Source organism: Trinickia sp., from assembly GCF_051961175.1.
In the GTDB taxonomy this organism is placed as follows: Bacteria; Pseudomonadota; Gammaproteobacteria; order Burkholderiales; family Burkholderiaceae; genus Trinickia.
The window spans coordinates 1-18,591 of sequence record NZ_JBQCDN010000197.1 but is presented as its reverse complement, the minus strand read 5'-3'; the positions used below and the strand labels follow the sequence as shown (position 1 = coordinate 18,591).

17 protein-coding genes are annotated in these 18,591 nt (G+C 63.6%); 7 read left to right on the top strand and 10 right to left on the bottom strand.

Going from position 1 to position 18,591, the window contains the following annotated elements:
• Nucleotides 1-98: 98 nt before the first annotated feature.
• The 5 genes from rho (at nucleotide 99) to ACTHL0_RS11585 (ending at nucleotide 6,217) form a co-directional block, all read left to right on the top strand.
• The gene (gene rho / locus ACTHL0_RS11605; protein WP_440566884.1) at nucleotides 99-1,361 is read left to right on the top strand and encodes a transcription termination factor Rho; all 1,263 of its coding nucleotides are present in this window, start codon (nucleotides 99-101) and stop codon (nucleotides 1,359-1,361) included.
• 66 nt (nucleotides 1,362-1,427) lie between these two features.
• Nucleotides 1,428-2,264 carry a zinc-dependent peptidase gene (locus ACTHL0_RS11600; RefSeq protein WP_440566883.1) on the top strand — a complete coding sequence of 279 codons (837 nt, stop codon included), beginning with the start codon at nucleotides 1,428-1,430 and terminating at the stop codon, nucleotides 2,262-2,264.
• Between the two features lie 267 nt (nucleotides 2,265-2,531).
• A complete protein-coding gene (locus tag ACTHL0_RS11595) occupies nucleotides 2,532-2,795 on the top strand; it encodes a type B 50S ribosomal protein L31 (RefSeq protein WP_440566882.1) in 264 nt (87 codons plus the stop codon).
• Between the two features lie 287 nt (nucleotides 2,796-3,082).
• Nucleotides 3,083-4,843, top strand: coding sequence for an ArnT family glycosyltransferase (locus ACTHL0_RS11590; RefSeq protein ID WP_440566881.1), 1,761 nt, complete (start codon nucleotides 3,083-3,085; stop codon nucleotides 4,841-4,843).
• A 9-nt stretch (nucleotides 4,844-4,852) separates the two neighbouring features.
• Complete coding sequence (locus ACTHL0_RS11585) at nucleotides 4,853-6,217, top strand: MATE family efflux transporter (RefSeq protein WP_440566880.1); 1,365 nt, start codon at nucleotides 4,853-4,855, stop codon at nucleotides 6,215-6,217.
• Nucleotides 6,218-6,324: 107 nt separating this feature from the next.
• Here the strand turns inward: ACTHL0_RS11585 and ACTHL0_RS11580 are convergent, their stop codons facing one another.
• The 4 genes from ACTHL0_RS11580 to ACTHL0_RS11565 all read right to left on the bottom strand — a co-directional run bounded on the left by ACTHL0_RS11580 (nucleotide 6,325) and on the right by ACTHL0_RS11565 (nucleotide 10,498).
• Entirely contained in the window at nucleotides 6,325-6,741 is a 417-nt protein-coding gene (locus tag ACTHL0_RS11580) for a carboxymuconolactone decarboxylase family protein (RefSeq protein ID WP_440566879.1), read from the bottom strand.
• Nucleotides 6,681-7,151 carry a MerR family transcriptional regulator gene (locus ACTHL0_RS11575; RefSeq protein WP_440566878.1) on the bottom strand — a complete coding sequence of 157 codons (471 nt, stop codon included), beginning with the start codon at nucleotides 7,149-7,151 and terminating at the stop codon, nucleotides 6,681-6,683. The genes ACTHL0_RS11580 and ACTHL0_RS11575 overlap by 61 nt, the downstream gene beginning before the upstream one ends.
• A 157-nt stretch (nucleotides 7,152-7,308) precedes the next feature.
• Nucleotides 7,309-9,906 (bottom strand): ATP-dependent chaperone ClpB, encoded by a 2,598-nt coding sequence (clpB, locus tag ACTHL0_RS11570; RefSeq protein ID WP_440566877.1) that lies wholly within the window; start codon nucleotides 9,904-9,906, stop codon nucleotides 7,309-7,311.
• Nucleotides 9,907-10,006: 100 nt separating this feature from the next.
• Nucleotides 10,007-10,498 (bottom strand): Rrf2 family transcriptional regulator, encoded by a 492-nt coding sequence (locus ACTHL0_RS11565; RefSeq protein ID WP_440566876.1) that lies wholly within the window; start codon nucleotides 10,496-10,498, stop codon nucleotides 10,007-10,009.
• 230 nt (nucleotides 10,499-10,728) lie between these two features.
• On the opposite strand from ACTHL0_RS11565, the gene ACTHL0_RS11560 reads away from it, so the two are divergent.
• Nucleotides 10,729-11,322, top strand: a complete 594-nt coding sequence (locus ACTHL0_RS11560) for a group III truncated hemoglobin (RefSeq protein WP_440566875.1) — start codon at nucleotides 10,729-10,731, stop codon at nucleotides 11,320-11,322.
• A gap of 99 nt (nucleotides 11,323-11,421) precedes the next feature.
• Here ACTHL0_RS11560 and moaE read toward each other — a convergent pair whose 3' ends face one another.
• The 6 genes from moaE to ACTHL0_RS11530 form a co-directional block, all read right to left on the bottom strand.
• The gene (moaE, locus tag ACTHL0_RS11555) at nucleotides 11,422-11,913 is read right to left on the bottom strand and encodes a molybdopterin synthase catalytic subunit MoaE (protein WP_440566874.1); all 492 of its coding nucleotides are present in this window, start codon (nucleotides 11,911-11,913) and stop codon (nucleotides 11,422-11,424) included.
• Nucleotides 11,914-11,945: 32 nt separating this feature from the next.
• Complete coding sequence (gene moaD / locus ACTHL0_RS11550) at nucleotides 11,946-12,203, bottom strand: molybdopterin converting factor subunit 1 (protein WP_440566873.1); 258 nt, start codon at nucleotides 12,201-12,203, stop codon at nucleotides 11,946-11,948.
• Nucleotides 12,204-12,245: 42 nt separating this feature from the next.
• Entirely contained in the window at nucleotides 12,246-13,502 is a 1,257-nt protein-coding gene (locus tag ACTHL0_RS11545; protein WP_440566900.1) for a molybdopterin molybdotransferase MoeA, read from the bottom strand.
• Nucleotides 13,503-13,669: 167 nt separating this feature from the next.
• Nucleotides 13,670-15,121, bottom strand: a complete 1,452-nt coding sequence (thrC, locus tag ACTHL0_RS11540) for a threonine synthase (RefSeq protein WP_440566872.1) — start codon at nucleotides 15,119-15,121, stop codon at nucleotides 13,670-13,672.
• Between the two features lie 61 nt (nucleotides 15,122-15,182).
• Nucleotides 15,183-16,502, bottom strand: a complete 1,320-nt coding sequence (locus tag ACTHL0_RS11535; RefSeq protein ID WP_440566871.1) for a homoserine dehydrogenase — start codon at nucleotides 16,500-16,502, stop codon at nucleotides 15,183-15,185.
• Between the two features lie 71 nt (nucleotides 16,503-16,573).
• Nucleotides 16,574-17,821, bottom strand: a complete 1,248-nt coding sequence (locus ACTHL0_RS11530; protein WP_440566870.1) for a pyridoxal phosphate-dependent aminotransferase — start codon at nucleotides 17,819-17,821, stop codon at nucleotides 16,574-16,576.
• Nucleotides 17,822-18,171: 350 nt separating this feature from the next.
• On the opposite strand from ACTHL0_RS11530, the gene ACTHL0_RS11525 reads away from it, so the two are divergent.
• A complete protein-coding gene (locus ACTHL0_RS11525) occupies nucleotides 18,172-18,546 on the top strand; it encodes an Mth938-like domain-containing protein (RefSeq protein WP_440566869.1) in 375 nt (124 codons plus the stop codon).
• Nucleotides 18,547-18,591 lie beyond the last annotated feature (45 nt).

Sequence of the window (18,591 nt, the reverse complement as noted above, 5' to 3'; positions counted from 1 at the left end):
GAATCATAAGACTTCAAGACGTATAAGTCTCTGAGCGGTTCCGCTCAACTCTCCTCCCATATTTCTTTTCGTCGCACCTTCCCCGGCGGGATTTCCGTATGCATTTATCCGAGCTTAAGTCTCAGCACGTGTCTCAATTGATCGAGATGGCGAACGGCCTCGAGATCGAAAGCGCGAACCGCTTGCGCAAGCAAGAACTGATGTTCGCCATTCTGAAGAAGCGCGCCAAAACCGGCGAGACCATTTTCGGCGATGGCACGCTCGAAGTCTTGCCCGACGGCTTCGGCTTCCTGCGCTCGCCGGAAATGTCGTATCTCGCGAGCACGGACGACATCTACATCAGCCCGTCGCAAATCCGTCGCTTCAACCTGCATACGGGCGACACGATCGAAGGTGAAGTGCGTACGCCGAAAGACGGCGAGCGCTACTTCGCACTCGTCAAGGTCGACAAGGTCAACGGACAGCCGCCCGAGGCCTCGAAACATAAGATCATGTTCGAGAACCTCACGCCGCTGCATCCGAACAAGCCGCTACTGCTCGAGCGCGAAATGCGCGGCGAGGAAAACGTCACCGGCCGCATCATCGACATGATCGCCCCGATCGGCAAAGGCCAGCGCGGGCTGCTCGTCGCCTCGCCGAAGTCGGGCAAGACGGTCATGCTTCAGCACATCGCACACGCGATCAAGCAAAACCACCCGGACGTCGTCCTCTTCGTGCTGCTCATCGACGAGCGCCCCGAAGAAGTGACCGAAATGCAGCGCTCGGTGGCCGGCGAAGTGATCGCCTCCACGTTCGACGAACCCGCCACGCGCCACGTGCAAGTGGCCGAAATGGTGATCGAAAAGGCCAAGCGTCTCGTCGAAATGAAGCAGGACGTCGTCATTCTGCTCGATTCGATCACGCGTCTGGCGCGGGCCTACAACACGGTCATCCCGGCCTCGGGCAAGGTGCTGACCGGTGGTGTCGATGCCAACGCGCTGCAACGCCCGAAGCGCTTCTTCGGCGCGGCGCGCAATATCGAGGAAGGCGGCTCGCTGACGATCATCGGTACGGCGCTCATCGAAACGGGCAGCCGCATGGACGACGTCATCTACGAAGAGTTCAAGGGCACGGGCAACATGGAAGTGCACCTCGAGCGTCGCCTCGCCGAAAAGCGCGTCTACCCCTCGATCAATCTGAATAAGTCGGGTACGCGTCGCGAAGAGTTGCTCATCAAGCCTGAGATCCTGCAAAAGATCTGGGTGCTGCGCAAGTTCATCCACGACATGGATGAAGTCGAGGCGATGGAGTTCTTGCTCGACAAGATCCGCCAAACGAAGGGCAATTCCGAGTTCTTCGATCTGATGCGCCGCGGCGGCTAAGGCATCGCGCCGCCTTCCTCTCTTGACGAAGGCGGCTCCTCTTTCGACGGTCGCCCCCGATCCCCGATGTTCTCCAAGCTCACGCGCTGGCTCGGTACGCGCCGTCGCGAACGAACGCTACGCGAGCATGCCATCGACGAAGCGCTTTGGCAGGCCACGCTCGAAGGTCTGCCCTTTCTCGGTTATCTCGACGCCGCCGATCTGGTGCGCCTGCGCGAGATGACGAGTTTGTTCATCGCAAACAAGGAATTCTCCACGGCCCACGAGTTGACGCTCTCCGATCGGATGATCGTCGGCATCGCCGTCCAAGCCTGCCTGCCCGTCCTGAATTTGAGCCTCGATCTATATCGCGGATGGGTGGGTATCACCGTCTATCCGGGCGAGTTCGTGATCCGCAAGACCGTTGAGGACGAAGACGGCGTGGTGCACGAAGTGGAACACGACGCGAGCGGCGAGGCGTGGGAAGGCGGTCCCGTCATCCTCTCCTGGGAAGATGCCCAACTCACCGACGGCCAGGACGCCTACAACGTCGTGATCCACGAATTCGCGCACAAGATCGACATGCTCACGGGCGAAACGGACGGCCACCCACCCCTCTTCCGGCGCTGGCATGCACCGCTCGACGCGCAAGCGTGGGCCGACGTATTCGATCATGCGTACGACCGGTTTTGCGCCAGCGTGGATGCCGTGCCGCGCCGCCGCTGGGCGCGGTTCGAGCGCGAATCGCTGATCGATCCGTACGCGGCCGATCATCCGTCCGAATTCTTCGCCGTTTGCAGCGAAGCACTCTTCGTGCAGCCGAAGGCGTTCGAAGCGCAATATCCCGAACTGTACCGGCTGCTCGCTCGCTACTACCGCCAGGATCCGGCCCGCAAAGGCGTCCTCGCCGATACTCGGACGTAGCCAAGCGCCGGCTGATTCAACGGCCGGTCCACCGGCGGGTCAAGCATGCGCACCGCGCGCCCCACGGCACGCCCCCTGCGCACGGCAAACTCATACTAATATTTCGTCAACCGCCTGATTTTCTGGCATAATCGCCGTTTTTCGACCTTAGGCAAGTGGCTCGCGCCTTCGGCATGTCGAACGTTCGCTCCCTGTCCCTTGAGATGGGGAAGCCGAATCGGCGGCAATGCAGCGTGGGTTGGCTACCGCCAGACTAAAGGAAACATCATGAAAGAAGGCATTCACCCCGACTACCGCGAAGTCGTTTTCCACGATCTGTCGAACGGCTTCATGTTCGTGACGCGCTCCACGATCCAAACGCGCGAAACGGTCGAGTACAACGGCAAGACCTACCCGCTCGCCAAGATCGAAGTCTCGTCGGAATCGCACCCGTTCTACACGGGCCAGCAAAAGATCATGGACACGGCAGGCCGCGTCGAGAAGTTCAACAAGAAGTTCGGCGCGCGCGCAGCCGGCAAGGCAGCGAAGTAATTTCGCGCCGCGACAATGCGCCCGGCCTTTTCGCCGGACCGAACAAAAGGGGCAGCAAAGCGCTGCCCTTTTTTACGAAATGGGCAGCGACACGCTGCCCATTTTCTTTGGTGCTTTGCTTGGGCGCCGGGATGCCCCGCGGGGCGAAGCCGCATTTGGCGCACCACATGGCGGGCGAGGCTTCGCGCGTCTACAATGCCGGATCGCGCGCTCAGACGCCCGCACCGTCAGCATGACAACAGCCACAACAGCCGCATGACAACCACCGTCCGAGATCCGCAGCCTGCATGAGACCCGTCGTTCGCCTCACCGCTTCCGCCACGCGCGCCCTCCCGCGCTGGCTGTTGCTCACGCTTTGCATTGTCTATGCCGCATTCGGCCTGTTCGGCCGCGACCCGTGGAAAAACGAAGATGCCGCGGGCTTCGGCGTCATGTGGACGATGGCCGGCGGCAATGCGCACGATTGGCTGCTGCCCGATCTCGTCGGCAAGTTCATCACCGAAGATGGGCCGTTGGGCTACTGGCTCGGCGCCATCTCGATCCGCGCCCTGGCGCCGTGGGTCGACGCGGCCGATGCCTCGCGCCTGGCAACGGGATTGCTGTTTTGCGCGGCCTGCGCATTCATCTGGTATGCCGCCTATCTTCTCGGCCGCCGCACCGAGGTACAACCCTTCAAGTACGCGTTCGGCGGAGAACCGGAGCCCCGGGACTACGGCCGCACGCTGGCCGACGGCGCCCTGCTGATCCTCGTCGCCTGCTTTGGGCTGGCCGAGCGCGGGCATGAGACCACCCCGCAACTCTCGCAGTTCATGGGCGTTGCCATGCTCGTCTACGCGCTCGTGCGCAGCGCCGATAAGCCGTTGCAGGGCGCGCTTTACTGGGCGCTCGCGCTCGCTGTACTGGCGTTGTCCGCCAACCCGCTGCTCGTCATCGCACTGCTCGTCAGTACGCTCGTGATGGGCATCTTCGTGCCCGAGCTGCGCTCGGTTTGGCTGCCGCTCGTCGGGCTGCCGCTCGCGGTGGCGCTCTCGCTCGCCTGGCCGTTGATCGTGCTCCATCTCTACCCTGACGATGCGCATTGGTTCGTCGAGCAATGGATCAACGGCAGCATCGATCGTTTCTCCGCACCGCGGGGCCACGTGTGGCTCTATGCCCTCAAGAACCTGCCGCTGTTCACTTGGCCCGCGTGGCCGTTGGCGCTGTGGGCCTGGGTCAGTTGGGGCGGGTTGCGCCGCAAGCCGCACATCGCCATTCCCGTCTCGGTCGCGCTGCCGCTGGTGTTTCTCGCCGTGCTGCAAAGCCATCAATCGAACCGGCTCTATATGCTGCTGCTGCCGCCGCTGGCGACGTTGGCCGCGTTCGCGCTGCCGACCCTCAAGCGCGGGGCGATCAACGCTATCGACTGGTTCGCCGTGTTGAGCTTCACGATCCTCGGCATCTTCGTCTGGCTCGTTTGGCTCGCCGCGCAAACCGGCTTCCCACATCCGCTGGCGCGCAATCTCGCGCGTCTCGTACCGGGCTTCGTGCCGCAATTCAGCATGCTGTCGTTCATCTGCGCGGTGGCGGCGACACTCTCCTGGCTCATGCTGGTGCGCTGGCGTATCGCACGCCATCCGAAGGTACTCTGGCGCAGCGTCATCCTCTCCAGTGCCGGCACGACGCTGATGTGGGTCCTGTTGATGACGCTGTGGCTGCCCATGGTGAACTACAGCCGGACCTATCGCGACGTCGCGCTGCAAATCGCCGAACACCTGCCCGACGATTACACCTGCATTTCGCCTGTCAGGCTCGGCGACGCGCAATTGGCGTCATTCGCCTATTTCGCCGACATGCAATTCTCGTTCAGTCAGGATTGCGACGTGCTGCTCCGGCAAGACGCCGCCGATTTCATCGCGCCGAGCCCGATGTTGAACTATGCCTGGAAGCTCGTATGGGAAGGCCGGCGCGCGGCCGACCGCGACGAGCGGTTCCGCCTTTACGTCCGTGTCGATCGTCCGCAGCCGAAAGTGGAGCGGCATCGGCCCCGCGCTCACAAGCGACATTCCTGACACCCTTTCATGTTCACCGACATACGCAAGATCGCCGGCCTCGCGTGGCCGGTGCTGATCGGGCAACTCGCCGTCATCGCTTTCGGGGTGATGGACACGGTCATGGTGGGCCGCTACTCGGCGGTCGATCTCGCGGCACTCGGGCTCGGCTCGTCGGTATATGTGTCGGTATTCGTGGGCTTGACCGGGGTCGTCCTTGCCTTGCAGCCGATCACCGGACAGCTCTTCGGCGCGCGGCGCTATACGGAAATCGGCGAGGAAGTCCGCCAGACACTCTGGCTGTCGGCTGCACTGACCGTCCTCGGCTTCGTGGTGATGTTTTTTCCAGGGCCGCTGCTCGCGATTTCACACGTGCCGCCGGCACTGCATGAGCGCACCGAGAACTACTTGCGCATCGCCGCGTTCGGCTTGCCCGCAAGCCTGACCTTCCGCGTTTATACGTCGCTCGCGAACGGGGTCGGCAAGCCGCGTCTCGTCATGATGCTGCAGGTGTGCGCACTGCTGATCAAGATTCCGCTTAATTTTTGGTTCATTTTCGGCGGCTTCGGCATGCCGGCGCTCGGCGGCCCCGGATGCGCGCTCGCCAGCACCGTCATCAACTATGCGCTCGCCGCAATCGGCTTGATGCTGCTGGCCAAGCTCGATTTTTTTGAACCGTTCGAAATTTTTAAGCACTTTTGTTGGCCGCAGCGCCACCGGCAAATGGCGTTGCTGAGGCTCGGCGTGCCGATGGGGCTGTCGTATCTGATCGAAGTGACGTCGTACACGTTCATGGCGCTGTTTATCGCGCGCTTCGGTACGACGACGCTGGCCGGGCACCAGATCACCGGCAACTTCGGCGCCGTGCTGTATATGACGCCGATGTCGATCGGCATCGCGACCTCGACGCTCGTTGCGCAGGCGCTAGGCGCCCAGCGGCACGAAGACGCCCGCACGCTGGCGCGGCACGGCATCATCATGGCCTGCGCGATTGGGCTAGGCTACGCGACGCTCGGGTATGTCCTGAGGCCCGAGATTCTGTCGGGCTATACGACCAACGCCGCCGTCGTCGCTGCTGCCATGCCATTGCTGCCGATCATGCTCGTCTATCACCTGTTCGATACGTTCCAGACGGTGACGGCCTTCGTCCTGCGCGCTTACAAGGTCGCCGTCGTGCCCACCGTGATCTATGCGATCGCGTTATGGGGCGTGGGCTTGGGTGGCGGCTGTCTGCTCGGCTTCGACGTTGGCGGTGCCGTGCCGCAGTGGCTGACGGGCGCACGCGGGTTTTGGGCGGCGAGCGCCGCGAGCCTCGCGGCGGCCGGCTGTGGACTGTTCCTGCATTGGCGTTCGATCAGCAAGCGCCGCGCATTGTCCGAACCCGCGATGCAGTAGCCGATTGCATCGCCTCCTATCCCACTGGATGACGGAACACGAGGCGCAATCGACCGGAAGCTACCGCCCCCCGCCGCTGCCCGCGCAGTGCGCGCGGCCCCGCAAGCTCATGCCGCCTTGGCCGGTGCTGCATCGCGCGCATCGAACACTTCGCGCGCGGCAAAAAGGGCATTCAGCGCCGCCGGGAAGCCGGCGTACAGCGCCATCTGCATGAACACCTCGACGATCTCCTCCCGCGTGCAGCCCACGTTCAGCGCGCCTTCGATATGCACCTTCAGTTGCGGCTGCGCATTGCCGAGCGCCGCCAACGCCGCAATTGTCGCGATTTCGCGCGACTTCAGATCGAGCCCCGGCCGGCTGTAGATGTCGCCGAATCCGAATTCGACCATTAAGCGCGAGAAATCGGGAGCGATCGGCGCCAGCGATGCGACCACGCGCTCCCCGACTTCACCGTCGACCTCCTTCAGCTTTGCCCATCCGCGCGTATAGCGGTCGTTGTTGTTTGCGTTGGTGTCGTTTGCCATGGTCGATCCTTTGACGATTGAGGGTTGTGCTTGTCATCCGTCATGTCGCGCACCATCGCGTCGTAGTCGACGATCTTCTGCTCGATCGCGGCCAGGTTTGCCTGCCACTGCTGCAGTTCGGCGAGCACGGCTTCGCGGTGTTCCACGAGCAGTGCGCGCCGCTGCGCCGCCGTTGCAGGGCCTTCGGCCCGCAGCACCGCGATGGCCTGCATGCGAGCGATCGGCATCCCCGTTGCCTTCAGGCGCATCACGAACCGCAGCCATTCGATATCGGCCGGCGAGTACAGGCGATGCCCGGCTCCCGAGCGCGAGACGGGCCGAATCAGCCCCGCTTGTTCGTAGAACCGCAACGTGTGCGTCGAAACGCCGAGTGCTTCGGCCATCCGACCGATCGTGAGTGCTTCCGACATGACGACCTCAACGTTAAGACTTCGAGTGCACTCGAAGTCAAGCGCGTTTGCGCGCGTTCAAAGAAATACGGCCGAGCGCAAGGACGCTCGGCCGCATAGTGGCTTGATGATACAAGGCAGCCTCGGCCGCATGCCGGGCATTCGCCCGGCATGCGGCTCAATGCACGACCCGCTCGAACACCAGCTTGCCGTCTTCCACTTCGACAGGAATCACATCCTTCGGGCCAAACCGGCCTGCGAGAATCAACTTGGCGACCGGATTCTCGATCTCCTGCTGAATCGCTCGCTTGAGCGGCCGTGCGCCGAACAGCGGATCGTAGCCGACTTTCGCGACTTGCTCGAGCGCAGCATCCGACACCACGAGCTGCATGTCGAGCTTCGCGAGCCGTTCATGCAGACGCTGCAACTGGATCTTCGCGATCGACTCGATGTTGCTGCGATCGAGCGAATGGAACACCACGACTTCATCGATCCGGTTCAAGAACTCGGGACGGAAATGCTGTTTGACCTCTGTCCAGACCGCGTCGCGCACGGCTTCCTGCGGCTCGTCGCTCATCGATTGAATCATCTGCGAACCGAGGTTCGACGTCATGACGATGACCGTGTTCTTGAAGTCGACCGTCCGTCCCTGGCCATCCGTCATGCGCCCGTCGTCGAGCACTTGCAGCAGCACGTTGAAGACGTCCGGGTGCGCCTTCTCGATTTCGTCGAGCAGAATCACGCTATACGGCTTGCGGCGGACGGCTTCCGTCAAATAACCGCCTTCCTCGTAGCCGATGTAGCCCGGCGGCGCGCCAATCAATCGCGCCACGCTGTGTTTTTCCATGAATTCGCTCATGTCGATTCGGATCAAGTGTTCTTCCGAATCGAACAGGAACGAAGCCAACGCCTTGCACAGCTCGGTCTTGCCGACACCCGTCGGGCCGAGGAACAGGAACGAGCCATACGGCCGGTTCGGATCGGCCAGGCCCGCGCGCGAGCGGCGAATCGCATCGGCCACCGCCACGATCGCTTCGTCCTGCCCCACCACGCGCTCATGCAGTTTCGACTCGATCTGCAGCAGCTTTTCGCGCTCGCCTTGCATCATGCGCGAAACGGGGATGCCGGTGGCGCGCGAAACGACTTCGGCGATCTCTTCGGCCCCCACTTGCGTGCGCAGCAGCCGCGGACGTGTCGGATTGTGCTGTTCGGTGGCTTCGGCCTGCGTGACTTGCTTCAGGCGCGCCTCGAGCTCGGGGAGCTTGCCGTATTGGAGCTCGGCCACTTTTTCGAGCTTGCCCTCGCGCTGCAACCGCGTGATCTCGGCGCGCGTCTTCTCGATCTCTTCCTTCAGCTGCGCGCTACCTTGCACGGCCGCTTTTTCGGCCGTCCAGATTTCTTCGAGATCGGAATACTCGCGGTTCAGCCGCTCGATTTCCTCTTCGATCAGTTGCAACCGCTTTTGCGACGCTTCGTCCTTCTCCTTCTTCACCGCTTCCCGTTCGATCTTCAACTGGATCAAGCGACGGTCGAGCCGGTCCATCTCTTCGGGCTTGGAGTCGATTTCCATCTTGATCCTCGAGGCGGCCTCGTCGATCAGATCGATCGCCTTGTCCGGCAAAAAGCGATCGGTGATATAGCGATGCGAGAGTTCCGCCGCGGCCACGATAGCCGGATCGGTGATTTCGACGCCATGGTGCAGTTCGTATTTTTCCTGCAGCCCGCGCAGGATCGCGATCGTCGCTTCCATCGAAGGCTCGTCGACGAGCACCTTTTGGAAACGCCGTTCGAGCGCCGCGTCCTTCTCGATGTACTTGCGGTATTCGTCGAGCGTCGTCGCGCCGATGCAGTGCAGTTCGCCGCGCGCAAGCGCCGGCTTGAGCATGTTGCCCGCGTCCATCGCACCCTCGGCCTTGCCCGCGCCGACCATCGTGTGGATCTCGTCGATAAAGACGATCGTCTGGCCTTCGTCCTTCGCGATGTCGTGCAGGACCGCCTTCAGCCGCTCCTCGAATTCCCCGCGATACTTCGCGCCAGCGAGCAGGCCGGCCATATCGAGCGACAGGACGCGCTTGCTCTTGAGCGATTCGGGCACCTCGCCGTTGACGATACGCTGGGCCAATCCTTCGACGATCGCCGTCTTGCCCACGCCCGGTTCGCCGATAAGCACGGGATTGTTCTTCGTGCGACGCTGCAGGATCTGGATCGAACGCCGGATTTCGTCATCGCGGCCGATGACCGGGTCGAGCTTGCCCGCCCGCGCCCGTTCGGTCAGGTCGATCGTGTACTTCTTCAGGGCTTCGCGTTGGCTTTCCGCGTCGGCGTTGTGAACCTGCGCACCGCCGCGCACCGCCGCAATCGCGGTTTCGAGCGACTTGCGGCCGAGACCGTATTGACGCGCGAGCCGGCCCGCTTCGCCTTTATCGTCGGCCACGGCCAGCAGGAACATCTCGCTCGCGATGAACGTGTCGTTCAGCTGCTGCGCTTCCTTGTCGGCTTGATTGAGCAAGCCATTCAGCTCGCGGCTGATCTGCACGTTGCCGTCGGTGCCCTGCACTTGCGGCAGACGCGAGATTGCCTCGTTGAGCGCCGTTTGCAGCGCTTGAACGTGCACGCCAGCACGCGAGAGCAGCGAGCGAGCCGAGCCGTCCTGTTGAGCGACGAGCGCCGCCAGCACGTGCACGGGCTCGATGTACTGCTGACCGCGGCCTACCGCGAGGCTCTGGGCATCGGCGAGCGCTTCTTGAAACTTGGTGGTGAGCTTGTCGATTCTCATGAAGAGACCTCCAATTTTGACTATCACCAAAATGAGGCGCTCTTGGCTCGTTTCAAGCGCTTTTTTCGCTCAGTCCGCCACCCTGTTTCTGCCTTTCACGCTATCCAGCCGAAATCGGCACCACCGGCCGAGCCCTCGCACCCGTGGAGGCAGGCAGGCCGAGCAGTTCGGCCAGCGGCGCCGCCGGCCCCGCAAGTTCGCCCAGCGTGTACCGGTCCAACTCCGCAAGGAATGCGCCGCGGGCCGCCTCGAAGACGTGCTTCAGGCGGCACTGCGGCTCGATGACGCAGCGCCTCGGCTCGGCGCCCTCGCGCGGAAAGCAGCCGACCAGCGCAAAATCGTTCTCAGTGCCGCGCACGACCTCGCCAATGGTCAGGCTCAGCGAACGTGCATTGAGCCGCAGCCCGCCGTGCCGCCCCCGGACCGTCTCGATCCAGTCCAGCTCGCCGAGCCGCTGGACCACTTTCATCAGGTGGTTCTTGGAAATACCGTAGGCTTCCGAGATGTCTTGAATCGTCGTGAGTCCATCGTCGCGAACCGCGAGGAACAGCAGCACACGCAAGGCGTAATCGGTATAGTCGGTGAGTCTCATCTGCGGGCAACGGTTCGATTGGAACGCGGGGCGGCCGACCGGGGCGAATGACGTCCCGCGGCAAAACCGCACTGTGCGAAGGGTTGTATGAGCGACGACGCGACCATAACATGCATTATATGTGCAGGTATATGAAGGCCCGCGCTGACGGCGTTTTTCAATAATTTAGCTTGCTTTGCATGCGTTTTGCGGGCGATTTGGCCGCAGACGGTGCGCGACACGGTATTTCGATGTCTACCTCTACTCATTCAGGCGATACCAGCGCCACGGCGGGCAGTATCCGCCATCCCGAACCCACCGAGGCGAATATTCGCGAACTGGTCTATGCCTTTTACGACCGGGTACGCGCCGATCCGCTGCTCGGGCCCGTATTCGACGCCGTGCTCGAGGGCCGGTGGGACGATCATTTGCCGAAAATGTGCACCTTCTGGGGCAGTCTCGTCCTTGGCGATAAGCGCTACCGCGGCAACGTCCAACAAGCCCACCAGCCGCTCGACGGCCTCGAGCCGCGTCACTTCAGCCGCTGGCTGCATCTATTCCTCGATACCGTGTGCGAGCGCTACGAGCCAGCGGCGGCCGTGCGCTTCATGGAACCGGCGCTGCGCATCGCACAAAGCCTGCAACTGAGCCGATTCGGCTGGGACTACACGGTTCCGCCCGAACAGCAGGCGCTGCTCGATCGTATCGCACCGAGACGCCCGCGCGACGACGATGCGGGCCACGAGCGGCTACACGCTGGCGCCACGAAGCACCGCGAACCGTTCCCGGCAAAAATCATCGGGCACTCGGCCAAGCCCGAGGCGGAAGCGGGCGAGCCCGACTGATCTGGCTCACATCGCCCTCGGCACCCGGCGATCAGGGGTGCAATCGACCGATGCGCCGCGATGCATCCGCAGCGGCGCGACCCGGCGCCACCCCCCGTATCAACGCGAGGTGCCGCCGTCAGGTCCAGCGTTCCCTGCCTCGATCCCCCAGCGTGCCAGGGCTGCATCGTCCGACACGCGCGCATCGACCCAGCGCGATCCACTTGCCGTCGTTTCCTTTTTCCAGAACGGCGCCTGCGTCTTCAAATAGTCCATGACGAAGGCACACGCCGCGAATGCGTCGTGCCGATGCGCTGCGGTGGCGGCCGCCAGGACGATCTGATCGAGCGGTTCAAGCTTGCCCACCCGGTGCACGATCCTTACTTCCGATCCGGGCCAACGCCGCCTGGCCTCTTCGACGATAGCCTCCAGGGCCTTCTCGGTCATACCGGGGTAGTGCTCGAGTTCCATCGCGGCGACATCTTCGCCGTCGTTCAAATCACGGACCGTGCCGACAAATGCGACGACGGCCCCGATTTTTGGATTCTCGGCGCGTAGCGCGGCGATTTCGGTGGATAGATCGAAATCCTCGGTTTGTACGCGAACAGTCATGTTGCGGGCTCCCAATCCTATGCCGCCCTGCTTCAACCGCCCGTCACGGGCGGAAAAAATGCGACTTCGCAGCCGTCGGTCAGCCGCGTACCGGCGTCTGTCATCGTATGGTTGCACGCCATGCGCAGCGCGCGCCCCTCGGCGAGCGTTTCCGCCCAGACGCCGCCGCGGGCCCGCAGCCACGCACGCACGTCGCCGACGGTCGCCACGCCCTCGGGCACCTGCACCGCTTCGTCCGCAAGGCCCAATGCCTCGCGGACACTCGCAAAGTATTTCAGCTCAATCTTCATATCGGTGTGCCGCTTCAAAATGCACGCGCTTGGTGCGCGCCGTCAGCCGAGCAATTCGGAGAATGGAAGAAAACGCACCGTTTCGCCGGCGCTGATCGCATGGTTCGGCGGGTTGTCGATCAAGCCGTCTCCCCACACCGTCGAACTCAGCACCGCGGAACTCTGGTTCGCGTACAACTCGAGCCCGCCCGCCTCATTGACGCGCGCGCGCAAGAACTCGTTGCGGCGATCGGCTTTCGCCTGCGTAAAGTCGGCCCGCAGCGAAACGGCCCGCGGCGCCACCTCGCGCACGCCCGACAGCCGCAGCAGAAACGGCCGCACGAACAGCAAGAACGTGACGAAGCTGGACACCGGGTTGCCCGGTAACCCGATGAAATGCGTCTCGGAAGCTGACGCCGCTGCGCCCGGCCGCCGTACCGCCCCGAACGCCAGCGGCTTGCCGGGCTTCATCGCGATTTGCCATAACGCGAGCCGGCCCAGCGCTTCCACGGCCGGCTTCACGTGATCCTCTTCGCCCACCGAGACGCCCCCCGAAGTCAGGATCAGATCGTGGTCTCGCGCCGCGGCAGCCATGGCATCGCGCGTCGCTTCGAAGCGATCGGGGACGATACCGAAATCGGTGACCTCGCAGTTCAAACGGGCCAAGAGGCCGGTGAGCGTGAAGCGGTTCGAGTTGTAGATGCCGCCCGGCTGAAGCGGCTCGCCCGGCATCGTCAATTCGTCACCGGTGAAGAACACCGCCACCTTGACGCGCCGAGCCACCTCGAGTCGAGCCGCGCCAATCGACGCGGCCAACCCCAGCGCTTGCGGCGACAGCCGCGTACCGGCCGGCAGAATGACGGCGCCGCGACGGATGTCGGCACCTTGCGCGGTGATCCATTCGCCCGCTTTCGGGGTGTGCAGGATCGCCACACAGTCGCCGTCCGCTTCGGTCTGCTCTTGCATGACGACGGCATCGGCACCGGGCGGCACCGGCGCACCGGTGAAAATGCGGGCGGCGGTGCCGGCTGCCAGGGGCTGCGGCGAATGACCCGCGGGTATCCGCTGCGAGACCGGCAGGCGGCGGTCGCCGTGCAACAAATCGGCCACGCGCACGGCGTAGCCGTCCATCGCGCTCATATCGGCTCGCGGTACGTCGAGCTCGGACACGACGTCGGCGCTTAGCACGCGCCCAAGCGCATCGAGTGTCGCGACCGTTTCGGTTTCGGCGATCGGGGCGGCAGCGGCAAGCAGTGTGGCGAGCGCTTCCGCCGTGGACAAGAGCGGTGCGCGGGGTGCGGATTCAGATGGCGTGGGCATCGGCAAGCGATTCTCGCTGCGAAAGCCTTTATTGTAGCGAGCCATGGGCCACCGCGACATAGGCCGCGCGGCAAGGCGCGCATGCACGCGCCGTGCAGGTCAACCCATGAGAGGTGGCGAATGGCGGACGGCGCACCGTGTGCCCCCCTGCGCCATCCGCCGCACGATCAATCGTTCGTATGCTCGGCGATGAACGCTTTCACGCGCGCCGTATCGGCCGGCAGCACGTCGAAGCGCTGCGGCAGCGATTCCAGCCCGGCGAACGCCGCCGGACGCTCCGGATCGCGCCCAAGCGCCTCGCGAATCGTTTCGCCGAACTTGATCGGCTGCGCCGTCTCCAACACGACCATGGGGACACCCGGCTCCAAGTGCTCGCGCGCCACCTTGAGCCCGTCGGCGGTATGGGTGTCGATCACCTGGCCGTAACGTGCCTCGATGTCGCGGATCGTCGCGACACGATCGTCGTGCGTGCTGCGGCCCGAAACGAAGCCGAATTCCCGTACGCGCGCAAAATCGCCGCTCGCGGCCAGATCGAACCCGCCCTTTTCCTCGACATCGCGGAACAGTTGCAGCACGCGCGCCGGATCGCGCCCGAGCAGATCGAACACGAAACGCTCGAAATTGGACGCCTTCGAGATATCCATGCTGGGGCTGCTCGTGTGGTACGTCTGCGCTGCGCCGCGAACGCGGTAGGCCCCTGTGCGGAAAAACTCGTCGAGCACGTCGTTTTCGTTCGTGGCGACGACGAGCTTGTCGATCGGCAGCCCCATCATGCGGGCAATATGCCCCGCGCAGACGTTGCCGAAGTTGCCGGACGGCACCGTGAACGAGGCGCGCTCGTCGTTCGACTTAGTCGCTTCGAAGTAGCCCTTGAAGTAATAGACGACCTGCGCCACGACGCGGGCCCAGTTGATCGAGTTGACCGTACCGATGCGATGCTGCGCTTTGAACGCGTGATCGTTCGAGACGGCTTTCACGATGTCCTGGCAGTCGTCGAATACCCCTTCGACCGCGAGGTTGAAGATGTTCGGCTCTTGCAGGCTGTACATCTGCGCCGTCTGAAACGCGCTCATCTTCCGGTGCGGCGAGAGCATGAACACGCGGATGCCGGCTTTGCCGCGCATCGCGTATTCCGCGGCGCTGCCGGTATCGCCCGACGTCGCCCCGAGGATGTTCAACGTCTGCCCATGCTTGGCCAGCGCGTACTCGAACAGATTGCCGAGCAACTGCATCGCCATGTCCTTGAACGCGAGCGTCGGCCCGTTCGACAGCGCAAGCAGCGAAAGCTGCGCGCCGTTCTCGACGCCGAGCCGCGTGAGCGGCGTAATGTTGCTCGCGTCCTCGCCGGCGCGCACGTTGCAGTAGACATCGGCCCGGTAGGTGCGACGCGTGAGCGCGTGAAGATCGGCGGCAGGGATGTCGTCGCAGAACTTGCTCAGCACTTCGAATGCAAGATCCGCATAAGGCAGCGCGCGCCAGCGCACGAGTTCGTCCGCCGTCACACGCGGATACTCGGCCGGCAGGTAAAGACCGCCGTCCTTGGCGAGGCCCGTGAGCAGGATGTCGGAGAACGTGTGGCGCTCGCCGATACCGGCGCCGCGCGTGGAGATGTAGTTCATTTTCGGCTCAATCACTTCGATACTTCGATTTCGGTAACGGGCTCAGCTCTGGACGAGAGCGCTAGGCTTCGATTCGCAGCTTCGTGACCTTCGAGACCACCGTCGTCAGCGCTTCGATGCGCGCGATGGCCGCGTTCACGTTCTTCTCGAGCGTATCGTGCGTGACGATGACGACATCGGTCTCGCCGTTGTCGGCCACCTGCTCGGCTTCCTTCTGCAACAACGCATCGATTGAAATCCCGGCATCGGCGAGCATCCGCGTGATGTCGGCCAGCACGCCCGTCACGTCGGCCACGCGCAAGCGCAAGTAGTAGCCGCTCGTCACCTCGTCGATCGGCAGCACGGGCGTATCGGCCAGGCTTTGCGGCTGGAACGCCAGATGCGGCACGCGATGGCCCGGATCGGCCGTATGCAGACGGGTAACGTCGACCAGATCGGCCACGACGGCCGATGCCGTCGGTTCCGCGCCCGCACCCTTGCCGTAGTACAGCGTCGTGCCGACGGCGTCGCCGTGCACTTCGACGGCGTTCATCGCGCCTTCGACGCTCGCGAGCAGACGCTTCGCCGAGATCAGCGTGGGATGCACGCGCAACTCGATGCCGCGCTCGGTGCGACGCGTAATGCCGAGCAGCTTGATGCGATACCCGAGGTCCTCGGCGTACTTGATATCGATCGAAGCAAGCTTGCGGATGCCTTCGACGTACGCACGATCGAACTGCACCGGAATGCCGAACGCGATCGCGCTCATGATCGTGAGCTTGTGCGCCGCATCCACGCCTTCGATGTCGAACGTCGGATCGGCTTCCGCGTAGCCGAGCGCCTGCGCGCCCGCCAGCGCGGTGGCGAAGTCGAGACCGCGTTCGCGCATCTCCGACAGGATGTAGTTCGTCGTGCCGTTGATGATGCCCACGATCGACTGAATGCGATTGGCCGTCAGCCCTTCGCGCAGCGCCTTGATGATCGGGATGCCGCCGGCGACGGCGGCTTCGAACGCCACCATAACGCCTTTGGCGCGCGCGGCCTCGAAGATCTCCGTGCCGTGCACGGCGAGCAGCGCCTTGTTGGCGGTGACGACATGCTTGCCGTTCGCGATGGCGCGCAGCACGAGCTCGCGGGCGATCGCGGTGCCGCCGATCATTTCGGCGACGATATCGATGGCGGGATCGTCGATCACGGCTTCGAAATCGCTGCCGACCTGCACCGTGCCCGCGGCCTCGCCGAGCGCGGCGAGCGCCTTGGCCGGGTTGCGCACGGCAATGCGCGCGACCGCGATCCCGCGGCCCGCGCGGCGTTTGATTTCTTCCTGGTTGCGGCGCAGCACCGTGAAGGTGCCGCTACCCACCGTGCCGAAGCCTAATAAGCCAACTTTGATCGGTTCCATGCCGGGTTTGTCTGGTTAGATGAGTCGTAAATGGGGGCAAGCGCGCCGTGCGCGCTTGCGTGCAACGCGCGCTAGGTGCCGCAACGCTTGCGATAGCCTTCGAGAAAGCGTCCGATCCGGTTGATCGAATCGGTCAGATCGTCCACGTTCGGCAGGAATACGACCCGGAAATGATCGGGCCGCGGCCAGTTGAAACCGCTGCCCTGGACGAGCAGCACCCGTTCTTCGAGCAGCAGATCGAGAATGAATTGCTGGTCGTTCTCGATCGGGTAGACCTTCGGATCGAGCCGCGGGAACATGTACAACGCCGCTTCCGGCTTGACGCAGCTCACGCCCGGAATCGCGTTGAGCATCTCATAGGCGACCTGCCGCTGGCGGTGCAGCCGCCCGCCCGGTGCAATCAGATCGTTGATGCTCTGATACCCGCCGAGCGCCGTCTGGATCGCATACTGGCCCGGCACGTTCGGGCACAGCCGCATCGACGCGAGAATACCGAGCCCTTCGAAGTAATCCTTGCCGCGACGGCGGTTCTCGCCCGTCAGCCCCGATACGTACATCCAACCCGCGCGGTAGCCGCACGAGCGGTAGCTCTTGGACAGGCTGTTAAACGTGACCGTCACCACATCTTCCGACAGCGCCCCGAGCGACGTGTGCTTCTTGCCATCGTAGACGATTTTGTCGTAAACCTCGTCTGCGAACACGATCAGCCCGTGTTGGCGGGCGATCTCCAGCAGATCGAGCAGCAGCTCGTCGGAATAGAGCGCGCCGGTCGGGTTGTTCGGGTTGATGACGACGAGCGCGCGCGTGCGCGGCGTGATTTTCGCACGAAGATCGTCCAGATCGGGCATCCACGCGTTCGATTCGTCGCACAGATAGTGCACGGGCGTGCCGCCCGACAAGCTGACCGCGGCCGTCCAGAGCGGATAGTCGGGCGCGGGCAGCAGCACTTCGTCACCGTCGTTGAGCAGCCCCTGCATCGCCATCACGATCAGTTCGGACGCGCCGTTGCCGATATAGATATCGTCGAGTTCGACGCCGGCCACGCCCTTTTGCTGCGAGTAATGCATGATGGCCTTGCGCGCCGCGAAGACCCCTTTCGAATCCGAGTAACCCGACGAAGCCGACAGATTACGAATCATGTCCTGGATGATTTCGTCCGGCGCATCGAACCCGAACGGCGCCAGATTGCCGATGTTCAGCTTGATGATGCGATGGCCGTCGTCTTCGAGACGCTTGGCGTGCTCGAGGACGGGCCCGCGGATGTCGTAGCAGACGTTGAGCAGCTTGTTCGATTTAAGAATCGGTTTCACGGCGGACACATTTCCTGGGGGAGAGCCAAAAGACGGGGGCGCGGGCCGGGCGCGCGACGACCGGACACGCGCCAACACGTTGCTGCGCCCGACCGGCGATGGGTTCGCCGGAGAAAACGCGCGCATGGGATTCGCCCGCTTGATTGCTCGTTCAGGCGCGCTTGTGGCGCGCGCGAAGGGCGACGAATGGGATGGACTCGCGCGCGTGCACGATGCTGGGCGCCGCAGGGCGGCTAAAAAGTTATAATTTAGCGGATTTCGGCCGACTTTCGCAATGCACCATTTGCCGCGAAAGCCCCTTTCGGCCTCGATGCGGTCGCGGCGGCCACGCCCCGTCCGACGGAACCACGGAAACCGATTTGAAATTACACCAGGACTCGAGCGGCGCGCTCAATACAGTAACCGGCTACGGCGCCCATTACGTCGACGTCAATCTCGTGCGCCATGAAAGCAGCATTTTGCTGCTGCCCGACGCGCCCGTGCTCGCATGGCCCGTGTCATCGTTCGATGCGCTCGCCCCCGAGCATTTCGAGCTCGTCCTTGCGCAGGCGCCCGAACTCGTCGTATTCGGCAGCGGCGCGCGCCTGCGCTTTCCGCATCCCCGGCTCACGGCCTTGCTCGCCGCCCGGCGCGTCGGCGTCGAAACAATGGATTTCATGGCCGCCTGCCGTACGTACAACATCCTCATGGCCGAAGGCCGGCGCGTGGCCGCCGCCCTGCTCATCGAACAATGAACGCCCGCGCGGCGCGGCCGGCCCCCGCCGGGCCCGCCCCACCCG